Raw genomic sequence first — 20,878 nt, forward strand, 5'->3', positions numbered from 1 at the left:
TTTTGAAAGCCCTTCAATAAATTTCAAAAATCGTGGAAAATTCCAAACAGATTTTTCAGACCAGCAGCAAAAAACGCTGGAAAAGTGTACAGTGGGGAAGCCGTGTTTTTATCTTTATAGGAATACTGCTTCTGCTTGCTTTAGGTCTGATGATGACTCTGGACAGAAGTCCTAAAATTCCTTTTAAAGAAGACTATAAAGCTGTTATTACAGCCAATAAACCATATCTTCAGGAGAATAAAATTTCCAAAGAATATAAAGGGTTCAGAAGCTTTATTTCTGAAAAAACAATCCATACCAGCCTCGATAAAATTGAGAAGGCAAGAGCTGAAAGATACAAAAATCAGAACCGAAACTGGGCTCAGTTTCCGGGAGGAATCCGGTCTGCATTTTATGTGGCATGGGATCCCCAGTCGCTGATGTCTCTGAAAAGAAATATCAGACATGTCAATCTTGTTTTCCCTGAATGGTTTTTCCTTGATCCCAAAACAGGAGATTTGAAAACCAATGTGGATCCGGAAGGATACAAAGTAATCAAAAGAACAGGTGTTGCTGCTATGCCGATGCTGAGTAACAACTCCGACAGAGAATTCCGCTCAGAAGGACTTGTAAAAGTTCTTAATGATCCACAGAAAAGAACCCATCTGATTCAAAAGATTACCCAACAATGTCAAAAATATCATTTCAAAGGAATTAATATTGACTTTGAAGATATGAACCTGAATTCTGATGAGAATCTGATCGCCTTTATGAAAGAGCTTTCTGAGACTTTCAAAAAGAATAATTTGCTGGTAACCATGGATATTATGACGGATAACGATGATTACAATATTCCAAGACTGAATCCTTATGTAGATTACTTTGTGCTGATGGCTTATGATGAGTATTCTGCAGGAAGTGATGCCGGTCCGGTTTCTTCCCAAAAATGGATTGAAGAACAGACCGGGAAAATCGTAAAACAAGTTTCCCCGCAAAAAATTATTCTGGGTCTGGGAGCATATGGATATGACTGGAGTTCCAATAAGGATGATAATACCTCTGTTACTTATATGCAGGCGATTACCAAAGCCAGTGCCAGTAAAGCGGTTATTGATTTTAATGACAATACTTTTAATTTAAATTATTCTTATACAGATTCTAAAAATTTAACCCACACCGTATTTTTCAATGATGCGGCTTCTATTTTTAATACGATGCGTTTTTCCTCAGAATATCCTTTGGCAGGAACAGCACTCTGGAGACTCGGAAGTGAAGACAGCAGAGTCTGGAATTTCTACGATAAAGACCTTACGTTCGCCGGCCTCTCCAAGCTGAATTTAAAAACACTGGAAAATGTAAAAGGGCAGACGATGGTGGATTACATCGGAGACGGAGAAGTATTAGATGTTTTGAATACGCCTCATGACGGAAAAATTGCACTGGAAATTGATCCAAAAGAGAAAATTATCACAGACGAGAATTATATCACTTATCCAAGTTCTTACGAGGTGAAAAAATATGGAAGTGCTCCTCAGAAAGAACTCGTCCTCACTTTTGATGATGGTCCGGATGAAACATATACTCCGCAGGTATTGGATGTTCTGTCCAAATATCATGTTCCGGCAGCATTCTTTCTGGTAGGACTGAATGCAGAAAAAAACCTTCCGCTCGTTAAAAGAATCTACCGTGAAGGACACGAAATAGGAAATCACACCTTTACTCATGAAAATGTAGCAAAAGTAAGTCCGCAAAGAGCTTTGCTGGAAATGAAACTGACCAGACTGTTGATTGAATGTATCACAGGTCACAGTACAATTCTGTTCAGAGCACCTTATAATGCTGACTCGGAGCCTACCACTTCAGAAGAGATTATTCCGGTAGCATTGGCAAGACAGCAAAATTACCTTGATATCGGGGAAAATATAGACCCTGAAGACTGGCAGCCGGGAATAAAAGCAGATGAAATTGTAAAACGTGTAATGGCCGGAATCAAACATGAGAGAGGAAATATAATTCTTCTTCATGACGCAGGCGGTGATACCAGAGAAGAAACGGTAAAAGCTTTAAAAATCCTGATCCCAACTCTTCAGAAACAAGGTTATCATTTTACCAACTTGACGAATATTTTACACAAAAGCAGAAGCGAACTGATGCCTGAAGTTCCTAAAACGAAGTCGTATTATATTATGCAGCTGAACCTTGTATTGGCTACTGTCATCTATGGAATAAGCCATTTTCTGGTTGCTTTGTTTACCATTTTCATTGTGTTGGGGCTGATCCGATTATTGTTGATGGCATACTGGGCTTTTAAAGAAAGAAAAAAAGAGAAAAAACTGGATGGATTTCCGGTTTTAGAATCCTATCCTAAGGTTTCAATCATTGTTCCTGCTTATAATGAAGAAGTGAATATTGTTTCTTCCCTGCAGAATTTGTTGAAACAAACTTACCCTAATTTTAATATTATTATGGTAGATGACGGAAGTAAGGATTCTACTTATGAAAAAGCATTGGAAGCATTCCCGGATCATCCGAAACTGAAAATTTTCACCAAAAGAAATGGTGGAAAAGCAACTGCACTAAACTTTGGAATCTCAGAAACTGATGCAGAATATGTAGTATGTATTGATGCAGATACCAAGCTGCAGCAGGATGCGGTGAAATATATGATCGCAAGGTTTTTAAATTCAGATCCGGAAGAAAAAATAGCAGCTGTAGCAGGAAATGTGAAAGTAGGAAACAAAGTCAACTGGCTCACCAAATGGCAGGCTATAGAATATACGACAAGTCAGAATTTTGACAGGCTGGCGTATGCTCACATCAATGCGATTACCGTAATTCCGGGAGCTATCGGGGCATTTAAAAGATCTGTGATTATTGAAGCAGGAGGATATTCATCCGATACCTTGGCAGAAGATTGTGATATTACCGTAAAAATATTAAAAGCCGGATATACAGTTGCCAATGAAAACAGAGCTGTTGCAGTCACAGAAGCTCCGGAAACCGTAAAACAGTTTTTAAAACAGCGCTTCCGATGGACATACGGAATCATGCAGATGTTCTGGAAGCAGAGACAGACTTTCCTTAACCCCAAATATAAAGGATTGGGACTTTGGGCAATGCCGAATATTTTATTATTCCAATACATCATACCATTTTTCTCACCACTGGCAGACGTGATTATGTTTTTTGGAATCCTATCCGGAAACGGAGATAAAATATTTACCTATTATCTGATCTTCCTTTTGGTGGATGCTTCATTAGCTTTAATCGCATTCATCATGCAGCGGGAAAAACTGATTAATCTCCTGTATGTTATTCCACAGAGATTCGGATATAGATGGCTGATGTATATTGTATTATTTAAAAGTTTAAGAAAAGCATTGAAAGGCGAAATGCAGTCCTGGGGATTCCTGAAAAGAACCGGGAATGTAAAAGAGATAGCAACTTCTTAATGAAGGCTGGAGGCGGGAAGAATGAGGCTGGAAGTAACTTTTATTTTATCATTACTGAGAACTATAATAAAACTACTTTTAAAAATAGAATTACAGTGATGTTATCATTTTTTACGATTCTTATAGCTTCCAGCTTCCTCCTCCCAGCTTCCAACTTTCTAAATTATAAATTCTTATCATGCTATGACGTTATTTGTTTAAATTTGTTTCGTTGAAAAGTAACAAATACGAAATAAATCATACATATTCTAAAAATTGTTATCATAATGAAAAAAATAACGCTTTCTTTGTTTTTAATAGCAGGGATCTGTACTCAGACGACTATGAGCGCACAAGCTAAAGCTGCTAAAGTAGCAGTGAATAACACAGACAAAGGCTTAGACCTTAGCTTGATGGACACTTCGGTGCGTCCTCAGGATGATTTTTACAACTATGTAAGTGGAACCTGGATGAAAACTGCCAAAATTCCATCTGACAAACCAACTTGGGGAAGCTTCAACAAACTGGCTGAGGACACGGATAACAATTCCATGACAATCCTGAACTCTCTTCTGAAAGATAAATTTGCTGACGGAAGTGAAGGGAAAAAAATTCAGGATCTGTATGCTACTTATATGAACATGCAGAAGAGAAATGCAGACGGAATCAAACCAATCCAGGAAAACCTGAATAAGATTGATGCTATTAAAAACATGGCTGATCTTCAGAACTATCTTACTTCTGTAACCAAAGAAGGGGAAAACGTTTTCTACGGATGGGGAGTAGATGCAGACCTTAAAGATTCTAAAATGAATGCTGTTTACTTAGGTAATGCTTCTCTAGGTTTAGGAAGAGATTACTATCAGAAAGTAAATGAGAAAAATACAGAAGCTATTGCTGAATATCAGAAATATGTAGCTTCAATGCTAAAAGAATTAGGATACAAAAATGCTGATGAAGCAGCAAAAGGTATCGTTAATTATGAAAAAAGCATCGCAAATACTTACCTGACAAACGAGCAGAGCCGTGATAACACACTTCAGTACAATCCTAAAACGATGGCTGAACTTTCTGCTTTGGTAAAAAATGTTGATCTTCCGGGATATCTTAAAAAAGTAGGAGTAAATTCTGATAAAGTAATTATCAGTGAATTAGGATTCTATAAGAACTTCGATAAACTAGTAAATGCTCAGAATCTTCCTGTAATCAAAGATTATCTGAAATTCCACATGATCCACGGAAGCGCTTCTTATTTAAGTGAAAACTTAGGAAATATGAAGTTTGCTTTCTATGGTAAATACCTTAGAGGACAACAGGAACAAAGAGCTCTGAACAAAAGAGGATTTGAGCTGATCAACGGTTCTTTAGGTGAAGCTTTCGGAAAATTATACGTTGAGAAATATTTCCCTGCTGAAGCGAAAGCTCAGATGGTAGAATTGATCGATTATTTAAAGAAAAGCTTCGCAGTTCATATCAATAATTTAGCATGGATGTCTTCTACAACGAAGGAAAAAGCAATGCAGAAGCTGAACAAGTTTACTGTAAAAGTGGCTTATCCGGACAAATGGAAAGACTATTCAAAATTAAATATCCTTTCTGAAGCGAATGGTGGAAACCTTTACAAAAACCTTCAGAACATCGGAGAATGGCAGTATAACAAAGACTTAGCTAAAATTGGTAAGCCGGTTGATAAAACAGAATGGGGAATGACTCCACAGACTGTAAATGCATATTACAACCCGGTAAACAACGAGATTGTATTCCCTGCTGCAATCCTTCAGCCGCCATTCTTTAACCCTAAAGCTGATGCTGCTGTAAACTTTGGAGGTATTGGTGCAGTTATCGGTCACGAAATGAGCCACGGATTTGATGATTCAGGTGCACAGTTCGATGCTGATGGTAACTTGGTAGACTGGTGGACTCCGGAAGATAAAGCGAACTTCGAAAAAGCTACAAAAGCCCTTGCTTCTCAGTATGACAAATACGAGCCTGTAAAAGGAACTTTTGTAAACGGTACTTTCACAAACGGTGAAAACATCGCTGACTTAGGTGGAGTAAATATCGCTTATGATGCTCTTCAAATGTATTTAAAAGACAAAGGAAACCCAGGGAAAATCAGTGGATTCTCTCAGGATCAGAGATTCTTCCTAAGCTGGGCAACGGTTTGGAGAACATTGTCAAGTGAGAAATATATGGTGAATCAGGTGAAAACTGACCCGCACTCTCCAGGATATTTCAGAAGTTTTGGTCCGCTAATCAACGTTGACGCTTTCTATAAAGCATTCGATGTAAAACAAGGAGACAAACTATACAAAACACCGAAAGAAAGAATCAAAATCTGGTAAAAATAACAACCGCTCAGCAATGGGCGGTTTTGTTTTTATAGGAGGTAGCAGGTGATAGGTTGCAGGTAAAAGGTTATAGGGATTAGGGAATCGGAAGAGTACCTTTGTCATAACGGCTTCCATCATTCCCCTCCCTCGGAGGGGTGGTAAAAATTCAAAGAATTTTTGACGAGGTGGTCTACCCATTAACTTCAAACCTTAAACCTTAAACTTTAAACCTTAAACCTTAAACCTTAAACTCAAAACTTTAAATTTTTAACCTTACATTCCCATATATCAATTATCATTCATTACATATCATTAAAGTTTGTATATTTGGTAAGTTTGTGTAAAATCAAAAATTATCTTTAATGAAAAAGCTAAATATTGGAATACTTGCCCTTTCGGGTATCGTATTTCTTAATTCGTGTGGTGCAGCTAAGACTGCAGGGACAGACAATAAAACTGAAGCTACAGCAAAAGTGGCTGAACCGGTAAAAGAAGAAGCAAAAGAAGAGGGGATCAATTTATCGTATATGGATACCAGTGTCCGTCCGCAGGATGACTTTTTTAGCTATGTGAACGGAAATTGGGTGAAAACTACTCAGATTCCTTCCGATAAAGCCAATTGGGGTTCTTTCAATGCGTTGAGAGAAAATGTGGATGATGCTTCATTAGATATCTTAAACAAAATCCTTACAGAATCATACCCGGCAGGATCTGAAGGGCAGAAAATCCAGAACCTGTATGCCTCTTTCATGGATACCAGTAAGAGAAATGCAGAAGGTCTGGCGCCTATCAAAGCTGATCTTGCTAAAGTAGATGCTATTAAAAGTGTTGGTGACCTTCAGAAATACCTTTTGGAAGCTACAAAATTAGGTGATAACTCTTTCTACGGATGGAGAGTGGGTGCTGATATGAAGAATTCCAATATGAATGCTGTATATCTTGGCGGTCCGGATCTGGGATTAGGAAGAGACTATTACCAGAAAGTAAACGAAGCCAATACTAAAACACTGGCAGAATATCAGACTTACGTTGGAAAGTTATTTGGTGTTTTAGGATATAAAAATTCTCCTCAGGCAGCACAGAATGTGGTAGACTTTGAAAAACAGCTTGCCAATTATTTATTGACGCTTGAGCAGAACAGAGATGCTAATTTAAGATACAATCCTAAAAACGTATCAGAATTATCCGGACTTGTGAAAAACGTAGACCTTGCCAAATATCTGAAAGATGCAGGGGTAAATACAGACCGGGTGATCATCGGAGAACTGAAATATTACCAGAATATGGATCAGTTTATCACACAGAAAAACCTTCCTTTACTGAAAGACTATCTGAAATATCATATCATCAACGGAAATGCAAGCAACCTGAACGACAGCTTAGAGCAGATCAGATTCGATTTCTATGCTAAATATTTACAGGGTCAGAAAGAACAGCGTCCGATGAACAAAAGAGGGCTTACTCTTGTAAACGGAGTTCTTGGAGAAGCTTTCGGAAAACTATATGTAGACAAATACTTCACTCCTGAAGCTAAAAAGCAGATGGAAACCTATATTGATTACCTTTTAAAATCATTCAAAACACACATCGCCAATATAGACTGGATGTCTCCTGAAACCAAAGTAAAAGCTCAGGAAAAACTATCCAAGTTTACTGTAAAAATTGCCTATCCGGATAAATGGAAAGATTATACTCAATTAAAAGTAGAATCTCCAAAAGAAGGTGCTACCCTATATTCTAACCTTCAGAATGTAGCAGCATGGCAGTATCAGAGAAGTCTGGACAAAGTAGGAAAGCCTGTTGACAAAACAGAATGGGGTATGTCTCCACAAACTGTAAATGCATACTACAGCGGATCAAACAACGAAATTGTATTCCCTGCAGCGATCCTTCAGCCGCCTTTCTATAATCCTAAAGCTGATGCAGCAGTGAACTTCGGAGGAATCGGAGCCGTTATCGGTCACGAGATTTCTCACGGATTTGATGACAGCGGTTCACGTTTCGATGGAGATGGTAACCTGAATAACTGGTGGAGTGATGCTGACCGTAAGAACTTTGATGCAAAAGTAGGTCAGTTAGCCGCTCAGTACAGTGCTTACGAACCTGTAAAAGGAAGCTTCGTGAACGGTAAATTCACAAGTGGTGAAAACATCGGTGACTTAGGTGGAGTAGCAGTGGCTTACGATGCGCTTCAAATGTATTTAAAAGATAAAGGAAACCCAGGGAAAATCAGCGGATTCACTCAGGATCAGAGATTCTTTATGAGCTGGGCAACTGTTTGGAGAACTAAAGCTACTGATCAGTACATGATCAATCAGGTGAAAACAGATCCGCACTCTCCGGGAATGTTCAGAGCATTTGGACCGTTGGTAAATCAGGATTCATTCATCAAAGCATTTGATATCAAACCTGGGGACAAATTGTATAAAACTCCTCAGGACAGAATAAAAATCTGGTAATTTTACCTAAAAATTGTTAGAAAAGAAAGAATCCGCCTCAATGTGAGACGGATTCTCTTTTTAATATTCTTTCTTATAATTCCGGAGAACAAATCTTATTCCGGTTTCTATAATATCTCCCATCGTTGCACAATACTTAAAATTCACATCATAAGTGAGTTTTTGTAAAGCTGTCCTTAATTCTATAACATTGGCTTCCGGCGCAATATTATCTTTTTTCATGATAGAAATGAGTTCATCGAATCTGTTTTGGCTGCTGGTCACTCTTTTTACGATTTGTGAACGTACTTCTTTACGGTATTGTTCTATTGAACTGGGCTTCAGTTTTTCCAGTACCATATTCACCATTTGACTGTTTTCTTTGAAATACTGTGGAAGATAAACTTTCAAATTCCCCTCATACGTTTGTTGGTCAAAATCGATAGGACGTATTCTGTAAATCACCTGGTCGAAATCGTGTATTGGAATCACAACATAATTATAAGAACGCATGTCACCAAGAAGTCCAATAAGGCAGCGCTCATTGAATTTTACAAACTCTTTGGAAATCTGTGCCTTTTCCAATTCCGTACAGTTAAACAGATGTTTCTGAATAAAAACATCGCCGGGGATTCCTAAAATATGCTCCTCTATCAAAGTATTTTTATAAACCAGAAAGTTAATCCGGTTGGGAGAAAGCAGGTCTTCAAGCTCCAGCCCGAATATCCGGGAAGCATCCGCCTGTTTAATATAAAAATACGTATAATTATCATTAAGAATATTTCTCACTCGAATCCTAAAGGGCTTAGAGTTTCCGAAAGTACAAAAGTCGATGGTATCCACTTTCAGATAAGGCAAAGTCGCAATATCTCCATCAGAATGAAGAAGGGTATATATCTTATTTAAATTAGCCTCTATTTCTTTAAACTCAAATTCAGGATACAATACCCCAAGCCACAAAGTATCTTTTCCGTCTTTATCCAGAATACTCACACTGTCAGTAAACCTTAGGAGATCTTCATACAGAAACTTAATCTTGGTGGTTCTGTTATATTTTTCCAAATATTGCTGTAATGCTTCTGAAACTGGAAAAATGGGTTTTCTAAAAGCTATTTTTACATCTTTCATGACACAGTTCACTTTCTTTAAATATAAAGAATATTTTTTGTAACGTCTGAGGAATTCCTATTTTAAAATCTATTTGATACTTTTGGATAAGACTAAAGCGAATAAAAATTTTATTTATTTTTTCTTAGATTTTTTTATTTATTTTTTCATAGCTTAGTGATATCGTAATATGGTGATTTTATGTTGAATAAATGTAGATAAATTTAGATGATCCAAGAAAAATCTTAGTAAAATTTTGTATGTTACAGTTTTTTTTTAAATTTAAACACTGGATTGGTAATTTATTTGATTCATCTGTAAATTACTCAAAGACAGATCCAAACCAAATTAATAAATCTCAAAATAACAATAATATGGCAATGTTTAATTATGGTGTTGGCGGAAACGAAGTAAAAGTGGACGCTAATGAAGCTATTCAGGAAATACAGGAAAATAAATCACTGATAGTAAGCCAACTTACAACAGACGAGTCTTATACTCCTGAAATCGTAACAGGATTAAAAACAGTGGAAGACGTTTTCAAACATTTTCAGCCTGCAATATCTGTACAACATGAAACAGAAGATGGTGGAATGGTAGAAGAAGAATTCCGTTTTCAAAACCTTGGAGACTTTACCCCTAAAAGCCTTACTCAGAAATCAGATTATCTGCAGCAACTGAGCATGGAGCAGGAGCAGTACAATAAAATAGTACGCCAGCTGAAAACCAACAAAATTCTACGCAACATGCTGGAGAACGATCAGACAAGAGCAGCGTTCGTAGAAGTATTGAAAGAAGTGGCACAAGAACTTGAAAAATAATTAAAGACTACATTAAATCATGGATAGCAAATTACAGGCACAAGAAAGCCAACAGCAGGGGCAGCAGCAACATTCAGGGCAGCCGAAAGGCAACCCGCTTGCAGAGCTTAATAAAATGGGTGGTTTTGGCTTTGTTGAATCCGTTGTAGACGGTATCGCCAATATGAACCCAACAAGAAAGGCAAGAAAAGAAATCTTCCTGAATGACAGCAATAAAGCAGACGAAAGAAAAGAACTTCTTCAAAAGATCAATCTTTGGGTAAACCTTTTAGAAGGGAGTGAATCTGCAGATAAAATGGCTGATACGTGCAAAAGTAAAGCACAACAGGCCGATCAAAACTTAAAAACAAACTTAAAAAATACACTGGATGCCGTTCGTCTGTTGGAAACCAACTACAGAACAGTAGCTCAATTCTACAAAAATACAGAATTGGACAAAGTGGATAACGTAAGTATCGTAAATGCAAGCCTTGAGCAGGTTTCCGATCTGGATAATCCTTTGTTCATTGATGCAATTTCAGAAGAATTCAAAAATTATTACGACCGTCTGGACCTTAGAGACAACTATTCAATCCTTGCAATACCAGGATATTTAGGATCCAATAAGGTTATCGAAAAGTGGGCAAAAATCTGTAATGAAAACAAAGTAATGATGGTTACAGACTTCGCCAATCTTGATAAACCAGATGACGTTGTAGATTTATTCCACTCTGCAAACCTTACAGGGGGAGAACTTCACAGAAGTAACGTTATTATGACGTGTAACTGGCTGGTAGGACGTGGTAAAGCAGAAGAAGTAGGAGAAGAAGAGAACGTAGAACTTCCACCTTCCACTTCATTAGCCGGAAAAATCCATAAAACACTGATGTCTCAGGTAGCAGCAGGTAAAAAACATGGTAATATCAACGAAGTAGACGCCGTAAAATTCGAATTGAAGAAAAGTGAAATTTCTCAGTTGGAAAAAATGGGTCTCGTACCAATGGTAAACGAGTACGGAAAAATTATGGCCTTCTCTGCGAAGACATTATTTACAGGAGATAATATCGGTCTTCAGACGTATTCTGTAGTTCGTGTATTCGACTATGTAACCAAAGTATTGCTTGACTTCCTGAACAGAAGAGCTTTCGAAAACTGGAATGCTAAAAACGAAGACGATTTGAGAAGACAAATCGTAACCTTCCTTGATAATATCAAAGGACCGGACAAATTGATTGAAAAATTCAAAATTGTTCGTTTCGAGCAGGATAGAGTAAACAAAGACAGAGTGTGGCTGGATATCCGTATGACGCCTTATTTCCCTACAAAAAGTTTCGTTATTAAATTGGACGGACACAAGGGAGATGATGGTAACGAATGGGATGCAGAATATACTCAGGAGTAACATAAACGTACTTTACATAACAAAAACCGATGCAATTTTACATCGGTTTTTTTTCAACCAACACCTATGAAATTGAATATGAATAAAAAGCTTATCATTGGTTTGCCCATTGTATTGATGGTCATTTTGATAAGCTGTGAAAAAAAATACCAAAGTCCCGGCAGTTATGAAAATGATCTTTTCGCACACGAACGTCAGGAAGGAAAAGCATACATTATGAATAAAGATGAGTGTTTTGATGGCAGTGAACTCGTCATTGCAAGTTCAGATGTAAAGCTGGCAGACAGTTCAAAAGGCCGCGGAAAATCATTCTTTCTCTATAAAGTAAAATCTGGGAAAGTATTGAAAACGGTAAGAGATTCTACTGTAGATATGCCAATGCTGTTTTTATCCCAATATAAATTAAAGATTAAAAATAGTGATTCCATGTATGTTTATCTGAAAAAACTGGAAGGCTACCGTTTCATAGCCAAAGACAGGAACCTGAAATATCAATGGTTAAAAGCTGCTCCCGTATATTCTGTTAAATAAGTTTTATCTTTGCAAAATATAAGATGCTTCGTGAACGATGTTCGTTACGAAAATATAAATTACTAAAAAAAATAGTTAGTATTAGCAATGTCATACTGAGCGAAGTCGAAGTATCTTTAAAAAGCAAAACAAAAATTTTTGGAGAAGGATAACCAAAGTTCAGATTTTCTGCATATTGGCAGCAAAATCCTTGAATGGTATAAAAATAATGCAAGAGATCTGCCTTTCAGACAGACGAAAGATCCGTATAAAATCTGGATCTGTGAAATCGTATTTCAGCAGACGAGAATCAATCAGGGATTAAATCATTATAATAATTTCATTAAAAGATTTCCTGATGTAAAAACGTTGGCAGAAGCTGAAGAAAATGAAGTTTTGCTTTATTGGAAAGGTTTGGGCTATTATTCAAGAGCCATCAATATTCATAAAGCTGCCCAACAGATCATGAACGATTATCTGGGTGTCTTTCCTGACCAATACGAAGAAATTCTAAAATTAAAAGGAGTAGGGAAGTATACTGCTGCTGCAGTGTCAAGTATCTGTTTCGGTGGAAGAATGCCTGCTGTTGACGGTAATTTCTACCGTGTTTTGAGCCGTCTTTTTGCTGATGACTTTGATATTTCGAACTCAAAAGCTTTTGCCTATTTCTCTGAGCTGGCTGCTTTGGTCATGCCGGAAAATGTTGGGGATTTTAATCAGGCGATGATGGATATTGGTTCAGAGATCTGTAAACCCAAAAATCCACTTTGCGGAGAATGTCCTGTGAATGAAGACTGCCTGGCATTTTCTATGCAGAAAATTTCTGCCTATCCTGTAAAAACAAAAAAAGTAAAAGCAGAAGACCTGGCTCTGACCTATTATTTTATCCATAGAAACGGACAATTTTTGATCCGTCAGAGAGCAGATGACTTCATCTGGAAAAAATTATTTGAATTTCCTGATGGAATTTCTTCAGATATGGAAACATTCATTACAGGTTCAAAAACAGTCAATCATAAACTGACCCACAAGAATTTAAGTATTGAAATATGGAATGTTGAGGTTACTTCTGAGAAGATATGGAATGATTTTATAACTGAAAATCAGTACCTGATTACAGATGTTGAGGGCTCTCATGAAAAATCGTTTCCAAAGCCTCTGGAAAATTACATTCAAAACTCTCTGAAAGACTGAAATTTGTCTTCCGAAATCTGAAATCTAATTTGTACTTTTGCAAAATGATTAAAAAAGTCATTTTTATTTTTGTATCACTGCTTTTAATTTCATGTGGAAAAGACCCTTCACCAAAACCTTATGGAGAACTGCGTCTTGAATATCCTGCACCGAAATACCAAAAGTTTGAAAACGATTGTGCCTATACCTTCGAATATTCGGAATTTGCATCAATAGCACCCGCAAAAAAGCCTTGCTGGTTCTATCTGAATTATCCTAAAATGAAGGCAAAGCTTTTCGTTACCTATTACCCTATACAAAACGACTTTGCAGATCACATCAAAGAAGCAGAAAAAATGGTATACGAACATACCATTAAAGCCAGCTCCATAGATACAAAATCCTTCGAATACCCTGAAAAGAAAGTATACGGGAACTTCTATGAGCTGAAAGGGCAGAGTGCTTCCAATCTTCAGTTTTACATTACAGACAGTACGAAACACTTCGTTACTGCTTACTTATACTTTAATACGAGACCGAAACCGGATTCTCTGGCGCCTGCAGTGAACTATATCAAAAATGATATGAAACACCTGCTGGACACTTTTGAATGGAAAAAATAATTACTTTTAATATACATTGAAAAATATATGAAACTTTTAGTTGTAGGAAGTGTTGCATTTGATGCAATTGAAACACCATTTGGTAAAACGGACAAAATTTTAGGAGGTGCAGCCACTTATATCGGAATCACTTCATCAATTTTAGGCGTTAAATCCGGAATTGTTTCTGTAGTAGGAGGAGACTTTCCACAAGAACATCTTGATATGTTCACCAACAGAGATGTAAACATCGAAGGAATTGAAATCGTAAAAGAAGGAAAAACGTTCTTCTGGTCCGGAAAATACCATAATGACCTGAACACAAGAGATACGTTGGCTACAGAAGTAAATGTTTTGGAGAATTTTGATCCGAAAATCCCGGATTCAATGCAGGATGCCGAAATTTTATTACTTGGAAACCTACACCCGGGAGTTCAGTTATCTGTACTTGAAAAAATGAACAACCGTCCTAAACTGGTTATCCTTGATACCATGAATTTCTGGATGGATTCTGCATGGGATATCTTAATGGATATGATTGCTAAAACAGACGTTATTACCATCAATGATGAAGAAGCAAGACAGCTTTCAGGAGAATATTCTTTAGTAAAAGCTGCTAAGAAGATTCACACAATGGGTCCTGATTACGTAATCATCAAAAAAGGAGAACACGGAGCTTTACTTTTCCATGATAATAAAGTATTTGCTATTCCTGCACTTCCGTTGGAAGATGTTTTTGATCCAACAGGAGCTGGTGATACATTTGCAGGAGGATTTGCTGCATACCTTGCTAAAAAAGAGAAAATTGATTTCGAAACAATGAAATCTGCTCTTATCGTAGGATCTGCAATGGCTTCTTTCACCGTAGAAAAATTCGGAACAGAAAGAATAGAAGAAGTAAGCGAAGCAGATATGTTCAACAGATTGAGACAATTCAAAGAATTGACCACTTTTGATGTTGAACTGCAGTAAATAAGTCTTTTTAAGAAATATTTATAATAAAAAATTGAGTGAAATTCGTTAAGAATTCTAAATTTGCAACTTGTTAAAATAGTAAAATGACAAATAAACTAAAAATCACTTTTCTCCTTGGGATTTTCATCATGATATTCTCTTCAAATATGATGAATGCCCAGCTAAAACAAGGAGATTTGGTGGATGGTATTGCAGCTGTTATCGGGAATGAGATTGTTTTGGAATCTGATGTAAACGAGCAGATGAATTATGGAAAACAACAGGGAGCTGCGAATACAGACAAATGTGAGTTCCTGGAAAACCTTATCAGCAACAAGCTTCTTGTATACGAAGCAAAAAAAGATACCTTAATTGAAAACCGTTCTGCAGCAATCAAAGAACAGGCTAATGCAAAATATCGTCAGATGCTTTCTCAATTTCCGGATGAAAAGACAATGCTTGCAGCCTATAAGTTCAGAAATGCTTATGAACTGAAAAATGCTATTGAGAAAATAGATACAGACCAGTATTACGGACAGGCAAAATACCAGAGAGTTACTGATAAAGCAGACGTAACTCCAAATGAGGTAACTGATTTTTATAATATGTATAAAACGCAGCTGCCACAGATAAAAGATGAAGTTACCCTGGCTCAGATTATGATCTATCCTACATTAACGGAAGCTCATAAACAAGATCTGATCAACAGGTTGAAAAAAATCAAAAAAGATATTGAAGGAGGTGAAACTTTTGAAAGCCAGGCAAGAATTTATTCTGAAGATGAAGGGTCTGCTGCCAACGGAGGTTTATATAAAAATATCAATAAAGGACAGATGGTTAAGCCATTCGAAGCCGCTGCACTGAACCTTCAGGAAAATGAAATTTCCGATCCTATTGAATCTGAATTCGGATTCCATATTATCCAGTTGTTAAAAAGATCAGGTAAAGTATATGATGCAAGACATATCTTGTTAAAAGCAGTACCTACTGATGATGAGATTAAAACTGCAAAAGCAAAATTAGACAGCATCAGAGGTCTGATTGCAGATGGGAAAATGACATTTAAAGATGCTGCTTTTAAATTTTCTGATGATAAAAGAACAAAATTCAACGCCGGGATAATTCCTGGAGCAGATGGTTCTGATAAAATTGAAAGAGAAAGTATTCCCGGAACAATCAGCTACGAATTAGCAGGATTGAACAAAGGAGACATCACTACCGCTTTCGAAGATGAAGAAAACAAAAGAAAGCAGATCAAGATCATTAAAATTGAAGAGGTGATTCCGTCTCACCAGATTACACTGGAAACAGATTTCAGTAGAATCAAGCAGATGGCACTGAACAAAAAGAAAAGTGAAATGGTTGAAAAGTTTGTCAATTCTAAGTTGCCAACCACCTTTATTTCAATCGACAAACGTTACGGCAGCTGTAACTTTAAGTCGAACTGGAACAAACAATCCATGGCAAAATAATAAAAAAAACCTTCAGAACTTCTGAAGGTTTTTTTTATTGATATATTTACAAAAACTGAGCATATGGATTATACTCTTTACCTTGAAAAATTTTATCTTGCTGCATCTGAAATTCCTGAAGAAACACTTAGTAAATACAGACTGGAATTATCTGTTGGTACCATTTTAGAATCTGTAGCACTTAAAGTTTATAAACCGGAATGGTCCGGAGATCTTTTGTCGCCTTTAAATGCTGTGGGACGAATTTTCTTTTCGATTTGGGTAAATGATGAGACGATCCGGAAAAATAAGATCTATTATAACATTCATGCCCTTAAACTAAGAGCTTTGAAAGACTATAAAATACCCGCCAGAGATTTTGCTCAAAATTTCAGGAAAGAGTTTTTATTATACCAGAAAGACTGGCCCAATGTAAGTGTAGATTATGGCCCACTGACATTGATGCAGGGCTGGATAGAATTAAACATTGATGATATAGAAAAGAACATTCATGAACTTGCTCAAAAATTTTTCAAAATAAGTTTTATAATCGACAGGATTTTAGAGCGGTACAAAAAATAATAATGTGAGGTTTTCTGTATATTTTTTAATCATGAAAGGCTCTGGAAATCGTTGTTTTTATTATTTTTACACATGAGCAATTTTATAGATTTTAACGCTGCAAAAAAACTTCATGACATGGAGGCAACCCAAAATAGAATTTCACATCTTTTTAATATTAAATATCCAATTATCCAGGCAGGTATGATCTGGCACTCAGGATGGAGACTTGCTTCTGCTGTTTCCAACTGTGGTGGATTGGGGATCATAGGAGCAGGAAGTATGTATCCTGACATTTTGAGAGAAAATATCCGGAAATGTAAACTGGCAACTGATAAACCGTTTGGTGTAAATGTACCGATGTTGTATCCTAATATTGAGGAAATCATTCAGATCATTCTTGAAGAAGGAGTGAAAATTGTATTTACATCAGCAGGTAATCCAAAAACCTATACGGAAACCCTTCAGAAAGAAGGAATAAAAGTAGCTCACGTGGTTTCGTCTACCAAATTTGCTGTGAAATGCGAAGATGCAGGAGTAGATGCCATCGTTGCGGAAGGCTTCGAAGCAGGAGGTCACAACGGAAGAGATGAAACAACCACCTTCTGCCTTATTCCGAATGTAAAAAAACATATTTCTAAACCCTTAATCGCTGCAGGTGGAATTGCCTTAGGCTCACAGATGAAAGCCGCAATGATTCTTGGGGCAGACGGTGTACAGATCGGTTCCCGTTTTGCAGCTACTACAGAAGCAAGTGCCCACGAAAACTGGAAAAAGAAAATCACAGAATTACAGGAAGGAGATACCCATCTTACATTGAAAGAACTGGCACCTGTAAGAATGGTTAAAAATAAATTCTTCAATGAGCTGGAAGATATTTATATAACCGGAAGAGATAAAGAAGCTTTAATTGCCTCATTAGGAAGAGCCAGAGCAAAACGAGGAATGTTTGAAGGTGATATGGAAGATGGAGAGCTGGAAATTGGTCAGGTATCTGCTTTAATTGATGAAATTCTTCCGGTAGAAACTGTTTTCAGTCACTTATTAAAAGAATTCGAAGAAACGAAAATACCCACTTTTTAAATATAATTTTATTCAATGGAAGGAAGAATAATTGATGTAAAGGGAAATAAATTATATATAAAACACCATAACCCGTTTGAGGGCAGACCTACCATTGTTTTTCTGCATGATTCACTTGGTTCAGTACAGCTTTGGAGAGACTTTCCTGCTAAACTGTCTGAGGTTACAGGATGCAATATTCTGGTCTATGACCGTTTAGGATATGGAAAATCAGACCCCATGCCTACTCATGAAAGATCAGTGAATTATATGGCACTAGAAGCCGATGTATTGAATGAACTCTTGCTTGAAATTGAACCTGATATTGAAGATGTTATTTTATTTGGACATAGTGATGGAGGAACAATCGCTCTGATTATGGCAGCCGTTTATCCGGAATGGGTAAGAGCCGTTATTTGTGAAGCAGGGCATATCTTTGTGGAAGACGTAACATTGAAAGGAGTTTATGACGCATGGGATGCCTACAAAACAACTAATCTTGCAGAACGTTTACAAAAATATCATGGGGATAAAGTAGAAATGCTTTTCAAAGCCTGGACAGAAACATGGACCCGCGATGATTACAGAAGCTGGAATATTGAACACCTTTTGAAGCATATTACCTGTCCATTGTTATTCATCCAGGGAGAATCCGATGAATATGGAACATTAGACCAGGTCGAAAAAACAGTGACCCAAGTGAGTGGAAGTGCAGAAAAATATATCATTCCAGGTGTAGGGCATACGCCTCATAAAGAAGTTCCTGAACTTGTATTGAAAAAAGCAACAGAATTTATTGGTAAAAATTCTTAATCAGTAATTTTCTGCACAATATTTATAAGACATCTCGTAATCAGGATGTCTTTTTCAATGATACAACTTAAAGATGATACTGTTGAATTAAAGTAACTGAAGTTCGGCTGCAATATTTTCCTTTGCCTGAACTTCATATTTTTCTTTAAAATGCTCTGTTTTAAAGATACTTTCAAGCTCCAGAAAATGCTTAAGAACTTTTTTCCTTCCCGGTTTATAAAGAAAATCAGGGTAAATAGAATATTCTTTTCTGATATTTTGAGTGTACTCCAGATAGGTTTCAAAATCTTTCCCCAATACAGAAAGATCAGCATCCAAAAGATAATTGGTGTCTTTCTGATCAGAACGCTGATGATATTTTGTAGCAAGAATCTGCTCTGAGATTATTGAAATTTTATTTTGATGGAGATGAAGTTTAGTAAGCCTTTTTTCTGCCTTTGCAGCACTTTTTTCTTCATTAGCTTTGGAAGTTGCATCATAGATCACATCATGGTAGAAAACCGAAAAAGAAAGAGCTGAAAAATCTGATATGTTCATCTTCACTGCTTCAAACTCACGAAACATATTTTCAAGATGAAGAAGATTGTGATAATGTCTGCCTTTTTCAGAATATTTGGTTTCAATTTCCTTCCACAGACTGGCGATTAATTGCCCATCTTCTGTAAACGGAGAACAGAGCTCTTCAAATTGATTTTTCAGATTCATAGAAATAAGGGTATAAAAAAAGGAACTTTTAAAAAGTTCCCTGATTTGCTTCCAGAACAGCCTTTAGCTCAGCCCAGCCTCCGCCGTTATAACCGTCCTTTAATCCTTGAGCGTTAAGATAATCCAATGCTTTTCCGCTTCTGTTTCCACTTCTGCAGAATAAGATTACCGGTTTTTCAATAGAAAGAATCTCATCCTGTCTATCTTCTACTTCACCTAGAGGAATATTCTTAGCACCATCTATATTACCGTCCATTTCAAGCTCCATTGGCTCACGAACGTCGATTAATTCATAGTTTCCGGATTGTATTACTTCTATTAAAGACATAGTTGTTAGGTTTAAACATTAAATTAGAAACGAAATTACGCAATTTTTTTTTGAAAAAAATCCTAATGAAAACATAATTTTTCAGAAAAGAAACCAGTTGTGGTATGAACTTCCTCCAAAATCAGAAGATTAATAAAATAATCTTAATTTTGCAGTGTGAAATTATGAATGCAGGCGCTGAAAAATATTCCCAACTGATAAAATCCAAGGCAAAAAGTTTTGGGTTCCAGAATTGTGGAATTTCCAAGGCTGATTTTCTGGAAGAAGAAGCACCCCGTCTTGAAAAATGGTTGAAGAACAACTATAACGGCGAAATGAAATACATGGAAAATCATTTTGACAAAAGACTTGATCCACGGCTTTTGGTGGAAGGCTCTAAATCTGTCATTTCACTTTCCTACAACTACTTTCCTGAAGAAAAAATTTCAATATTAGAGAATTATAAAATCTCAAAATATGCTTATGCAGAAGACTATCACGAAGTTATCAAAGAAATACTCCGTGAAATGGTGGCTGAACTTCAGGAAGAAATAGGAGAATTTGGATTCCGTGTTTTTGTAGATTCTGCACCGGTTTTAGAAAGAGCCTGGGCTAAAAAATCAGGAATAGGCTGGGTAGGTAAAAATGCCAATCTTATTACCAAACAAAGCGGTTCTTTTTATTTTCTGGCAGAAATTATCTGTGATCTGGAGCTTATCCCGGATCATGCCACCACAGATCACTGCGGAAGCTGTAGAAAATGTATTGACGCATGTCCTACGGATGCCATTGTTTCTGAAAAAATTATAGATGGAAGCCGATGCATTTCTTATGCAACCATAGAATTGAAAGACGAAATTCCTGGCCATTTCAAAGATAAAATGGAAGACTGGATGTTCGGCTGCGATATCTGCCAGGATGTATGTCCATGGAACCGTTTCTCAGCTCCCAACAAACAAAGCCGTTTCAAACCTAATGAAGCTTTGAAAAACTTTAAAAAAGGAGAATGGAAAGAACTTACCCAGGAAATTTTCTCTGAAATCTTCAGAAAGTCCCCCGTGAAAAGGACCAAATTTGCAGGGCTCAAGAGAAATATTGAGTTTTTGGAGAAGTCTTCTGACTGATTTTTCCCTAAACTTTTGGTGACAATTCCTCCTTCGGAATTTTTGATAGTTCCAAACCAGAGCGGATAGTCGACCATTCCTTAAATTTTTTAGCTTTAAGGAGGTAAAGATTTACATCAATAAGTT

At 36.8% G+C, this 20,878-nt stretch carries 17 protein-coding genes; 14 read left to right on the forward strand and 3 right to left on the reverse strand.

Annotated features, from left to right (window positions below):
• Positions 1–32 precede the first annotated feature (32 nt).
• The 3 genes from LKL37_RS00665 to LKL37_RS00675 all read left to right on the forward strand — a co-directional run bounded on the left by LKL37_RS00665 (position 33) and on the right by LKL37_RS00675 (position 8,202).
• A complete protein-coding gene (locus tag LKL37_RS00665; protein WP_431608665.1) occupies positions 33–3,431 on the forward strand; it encodes a polysaccharide deacetylase family protein in 3,399 nt (1,132 codons plus the stop codon).
• Between the two features lie 266 nt (positions 3,432–3,697).
• Positions 3,698–5,755, forward strand: coding sequence for a M13 family metallopeptidase (locus LKL37_RS00670; protein ID WP_431608666.1), 2,058 nt, complete (start codon positions 3,698–3,700; stop codon positions 5,753–5,755).
• Positions 5,756–6,105: 350 nt separating this feature from the next.
• Positions 6,106–8,202, forward strand: a complete 2,097-nt coding sequence (locus tag LKL37_RS00675; protein ID WP_431608667.1) for a M13 family metallopeptidase — start codon at positions 6,106–6,108, stop codon at positions 8,200–8,202.
• 60 nt (positions 8,203–8,262) lie between these two features.
• Here the strand turns inward: LKL37_RS00675 and LKL37_RS00680 are convergent, their stop codons facing one another.
• Positions 8,263–9,309 carry a hypothetical protein gene (locus LKL37_RS00680; protein WP_431608668.1) on the reverse strand — a complete coding sequence of 349 codons (1,047 nt, stop codon included), beginning with the start codon at positions 9,307–9,309 and terminating at the stop codon, positions 8,263–8,265.
• A gap of 353 nt (positions 9,310–9,662) precedes the next feature.
• On the opposite strand from LKL37_RS00680, the gene LKL37_RS00685 reads away from it, so the two are divergent.
• The 10 genes from LKL37_RS00685 (at position 9,663) to LKL37_RS00730 (ending at position 18,616) form a co-directional block, all read left to right on the forward strand.
• A complete protein-coding gene (locus LKL37_RS00685; RefSeq protein WP_431608669.1) occupies positions 9,663–10,109 on the forward strand; it encodes a type VI secretion system contractile sheath small subunit in 447 nt (148 codons plus the stop codon).
• A 19-nt stretch (positions 10,110–10,128) separates the two neighbouring features.
• Complete coding sequence (locus tag LKL37_RS00690; protein ID WP_105703168.1) at positions 10,129–11,490, forward strand: DUF5458 family protein; 1,362 nt, start codon at positions 10,129–10,131, stop codon at positions 11,488–11,490.
• A 78-nt stretch (positions 11,491–11,568) separates the two neighbouring features.
• Complete coding sequence (locus LKL37_RS00695) at positions 11,569–12,021, forward strand: hypothetical protein (RefSeq protein ID WP_431608670.1); 453 nt, start codon at positions 11,569–11,571, stop codon at positions 12,019–12,021.
• 138 nt (positions 12,022–12,159) lie between these two features.
• Entirely contained in the window at positions 12,160–13,194 is a 1,035-nt protein-coding gene (locus tag LKL37_RS00700; protein ID WP_431608672.1) for an A/G-specific adenine glycosylase, read from the forward strand.
• Between the two features lie 44 nt (positions 13,195–13,238).
• Entirely contained in the window at positions 13,239–13,796 is a 558-nt protein-coding gene (gene gldD, locus LKL37_RS00705) for a gliding motility lipoprotein GldD (protein ID WP_105702962.1), read from the forward strand.
• Between the two features lie 27 nt (positions 13,797–13,823).
• On the forward strand, positions 13,824–14,747 hold the full coding sequence (locus LKL37_RS00710) for a PfkB family carbohydrate kinase (protein ID WP_431608673.1): 924 nt from the start codon (positions 13,824–13,826) through the stop codon (positions 14,745–14,747).
• 86 nt (positions 14,748–14,833) lie between these two features.
• Entirely contained in the window at positions 14,834–16,201 is a 1,368-nt protein-coding gene (locus tag LKL37_RS00715) for a peptidylprolyl isomerase (RefSeq protein ID WP_431608674.1), read from the forward strand.
• Positions 16,202–16,264: 63 nt separating this feature from the next.
• Positions 16,265–16,762 (forward strand): hypothetical protein, encoded by a 498-nt coding sequence (locus LKL37_RS00720; protein WP_431608675.1) that lies wholly within the window; start codon positions 16,265–16,267, stop codon positions 16,760–16,762.
• 72 nt (positions 16,763–16,834) lie between these two features.
• Positions 16,835–17,824, forward strand: coding sequence for an NAD(P)H-dependent flavin oxidoreductase (locus tag LKL37_RS00725; RefSeq protein ID WP_431608676.1), 990 nt, complete (start codon positions 16,835–16,837; stop codon positions 17,822–17,824).
• A gap of 15 nt (positions 17,825–17,839) precedes the next feature.
• Positions 17,840–18,616 (forward strand): alpha/beta fold hydrolase, encoded by a 777-nt coding sequence (locus tag LKL37_RS00730; RefSeq protein WP_431608677.1) that lies wholly within the window; start codon positions 17,840–17,842, stop codon positions 18,614–18,616.
• Between the two features lie 87 nt (positions 18,617–18,703).
• Here LKL37_RS00730 and LKL37_RS00735 read toward each other — a convergent pair whose 3' ends face one another.
• Positions 18,704–19,321, reverse strand: coding sequence for an HD domain-containing protein (locus LKL37_RS00735; RefSeq protein ID WP_431608678.1), 618 nt, complete (start codon positions 19,319–19,321; stop codon positions 18,704–18,706).
• Between the two features lie 28 nt (positions 19,322–19,349).
• On the reverse strand, positions 19,350–19,649 hold the full coding sequence (locus LKL37_RS00740) for a rhodanese-like domain-containing protein (RefSeq protein WP_047377132.1): 300 nt from the start codon (positions 19,647–19,649) through the stop codon (positions 19,350–19,352).
• Between the two features lie 164 nt (positions 19,650–19,813).
• Here LKL37_RS00740 and queG point away from each other — a divergent pair, with 164 nt between their 5' ends.
• Positions 19,814–20,752, forward strand: a complete 939-nt coding sequence (gene queG, locus LKL37_RS00745) for a tRNA epoxyqueuosine(34) reductase QueG (protein WP_431610422.1) — start codon at positions 19,814–19,816, stop codon at positions 20,750–20,752.
• The last annotated feature ends 126 nt before the right edge of the window (positions 20,753–20,878 follow it).

The sequence above is a fragment of the Chryseobacterium sp. 'Rf worker isolate 10' genome, from assembly GCF_050753305.1.
Classification (GTDB): Bacteria; Bacteroidota; Bacteroidia; order Flavobacteriales; family Weeksellaceae; genus Chryseobacterium.

Coding starts and splice junctions, on each gene's coding strand:
- LKL37_RS00670 (WP_431608666.1), top strand. CDS start 3,698: ATGAAAAAAATAACGCTTTCTTTGTTTTTAATAGCAGGGATCTGTACT.
- LKL37_RS00675 (WP_431608667.1), top strand. CDS start 6,106: ATGAAAAAGCTAAATATTGGAATACTTGCCCTTTCGGGTATCGTATTT.
- LKL37_RS00680 (WP_431608668.1), bottom strand. CDS start 9,309: ATGAAAGATGTAAAAATAGCTTTTAGAAAACCCATTTTTCCAGTTTCA.
- LKL37_RS00685 (WP_431608669.1), top strand. CDS start 9,663: ATGGCAATGTTTAATTATGGTGTTGGCGGAAACGAAGTAAAAGTGGAC.
- LKL37_RS00690 (WP_105703168.1), top strand. CDS start 10,129: ATGGATAGCAAATTACAGGCACAAGAAAGCCAACAGCAGGGGCAGCAG.
- LKL37_RS00695 (WP_431608670.1), top strand. CDS start 11,569: ATGAATAAAAAGCTTATCATTGGTTTGCCCATTGTATTGATGGTCATT.
- gldD (WP_105702962.1), top strand. CDS start 13,239: ATGATTAAAAAAGTCATTTTTATTTTTGTATCACTGCTTTTAATTTCA.
- LKL37_RS00710 (WP_431608673.1), top strand. CDS start 13,824: ATGAAACTTTTAGTTGTAGGAAGTGTTGCATTTGATGCAATTGAAACA.
- LKL37_RS00715 (WP_431608674.1), top strand. CDS start 14,834: ATGACAAATAAACTAAAAATCACTTTTCTCCTTGGGATTTTCATCATG.
- LKL37_RS00720 (WP_431608675.1), top strand. CDS start 16,265: ATGGATTATACTCTTTACCTTGAAAAATTTTATCTTGCTGCATCTGAA.
- LKL37_RS00725 (WP_431608676.1), top strand. CDS start 16,835: ATGAGCAATTTTATAGATTTTAACGCTGCAAAAAAACTTCATGACATG.
- LKL37_RS00730 (WP_431608677.1), top strand. CDS start 17,840: ATGGAAGGAAGAATAATTGATGTAAAGGGAAATAAATTATATATAAAA.
- LKL37_RS00735 (WP_431608678.1), bottom strand. CDS start 19,321: ATGAATCTGAAAAATCAATTTGAAGAGCTCTGTTCTCCGTTTACAGAA.
- LKL37_RS00740 (WP_047377132.1), bottom strand. CDS start 19,649: ATGTCTTTAATAGAAGTAATACAATCCGGAAACTATGAATTAATCGAC.
- queG (WP_431610422.1), top strand. CDS start 19,814: ATGAATGCAGGCGCTGAAAAATATTCCCAACTGATAAAATCCAAGGCA.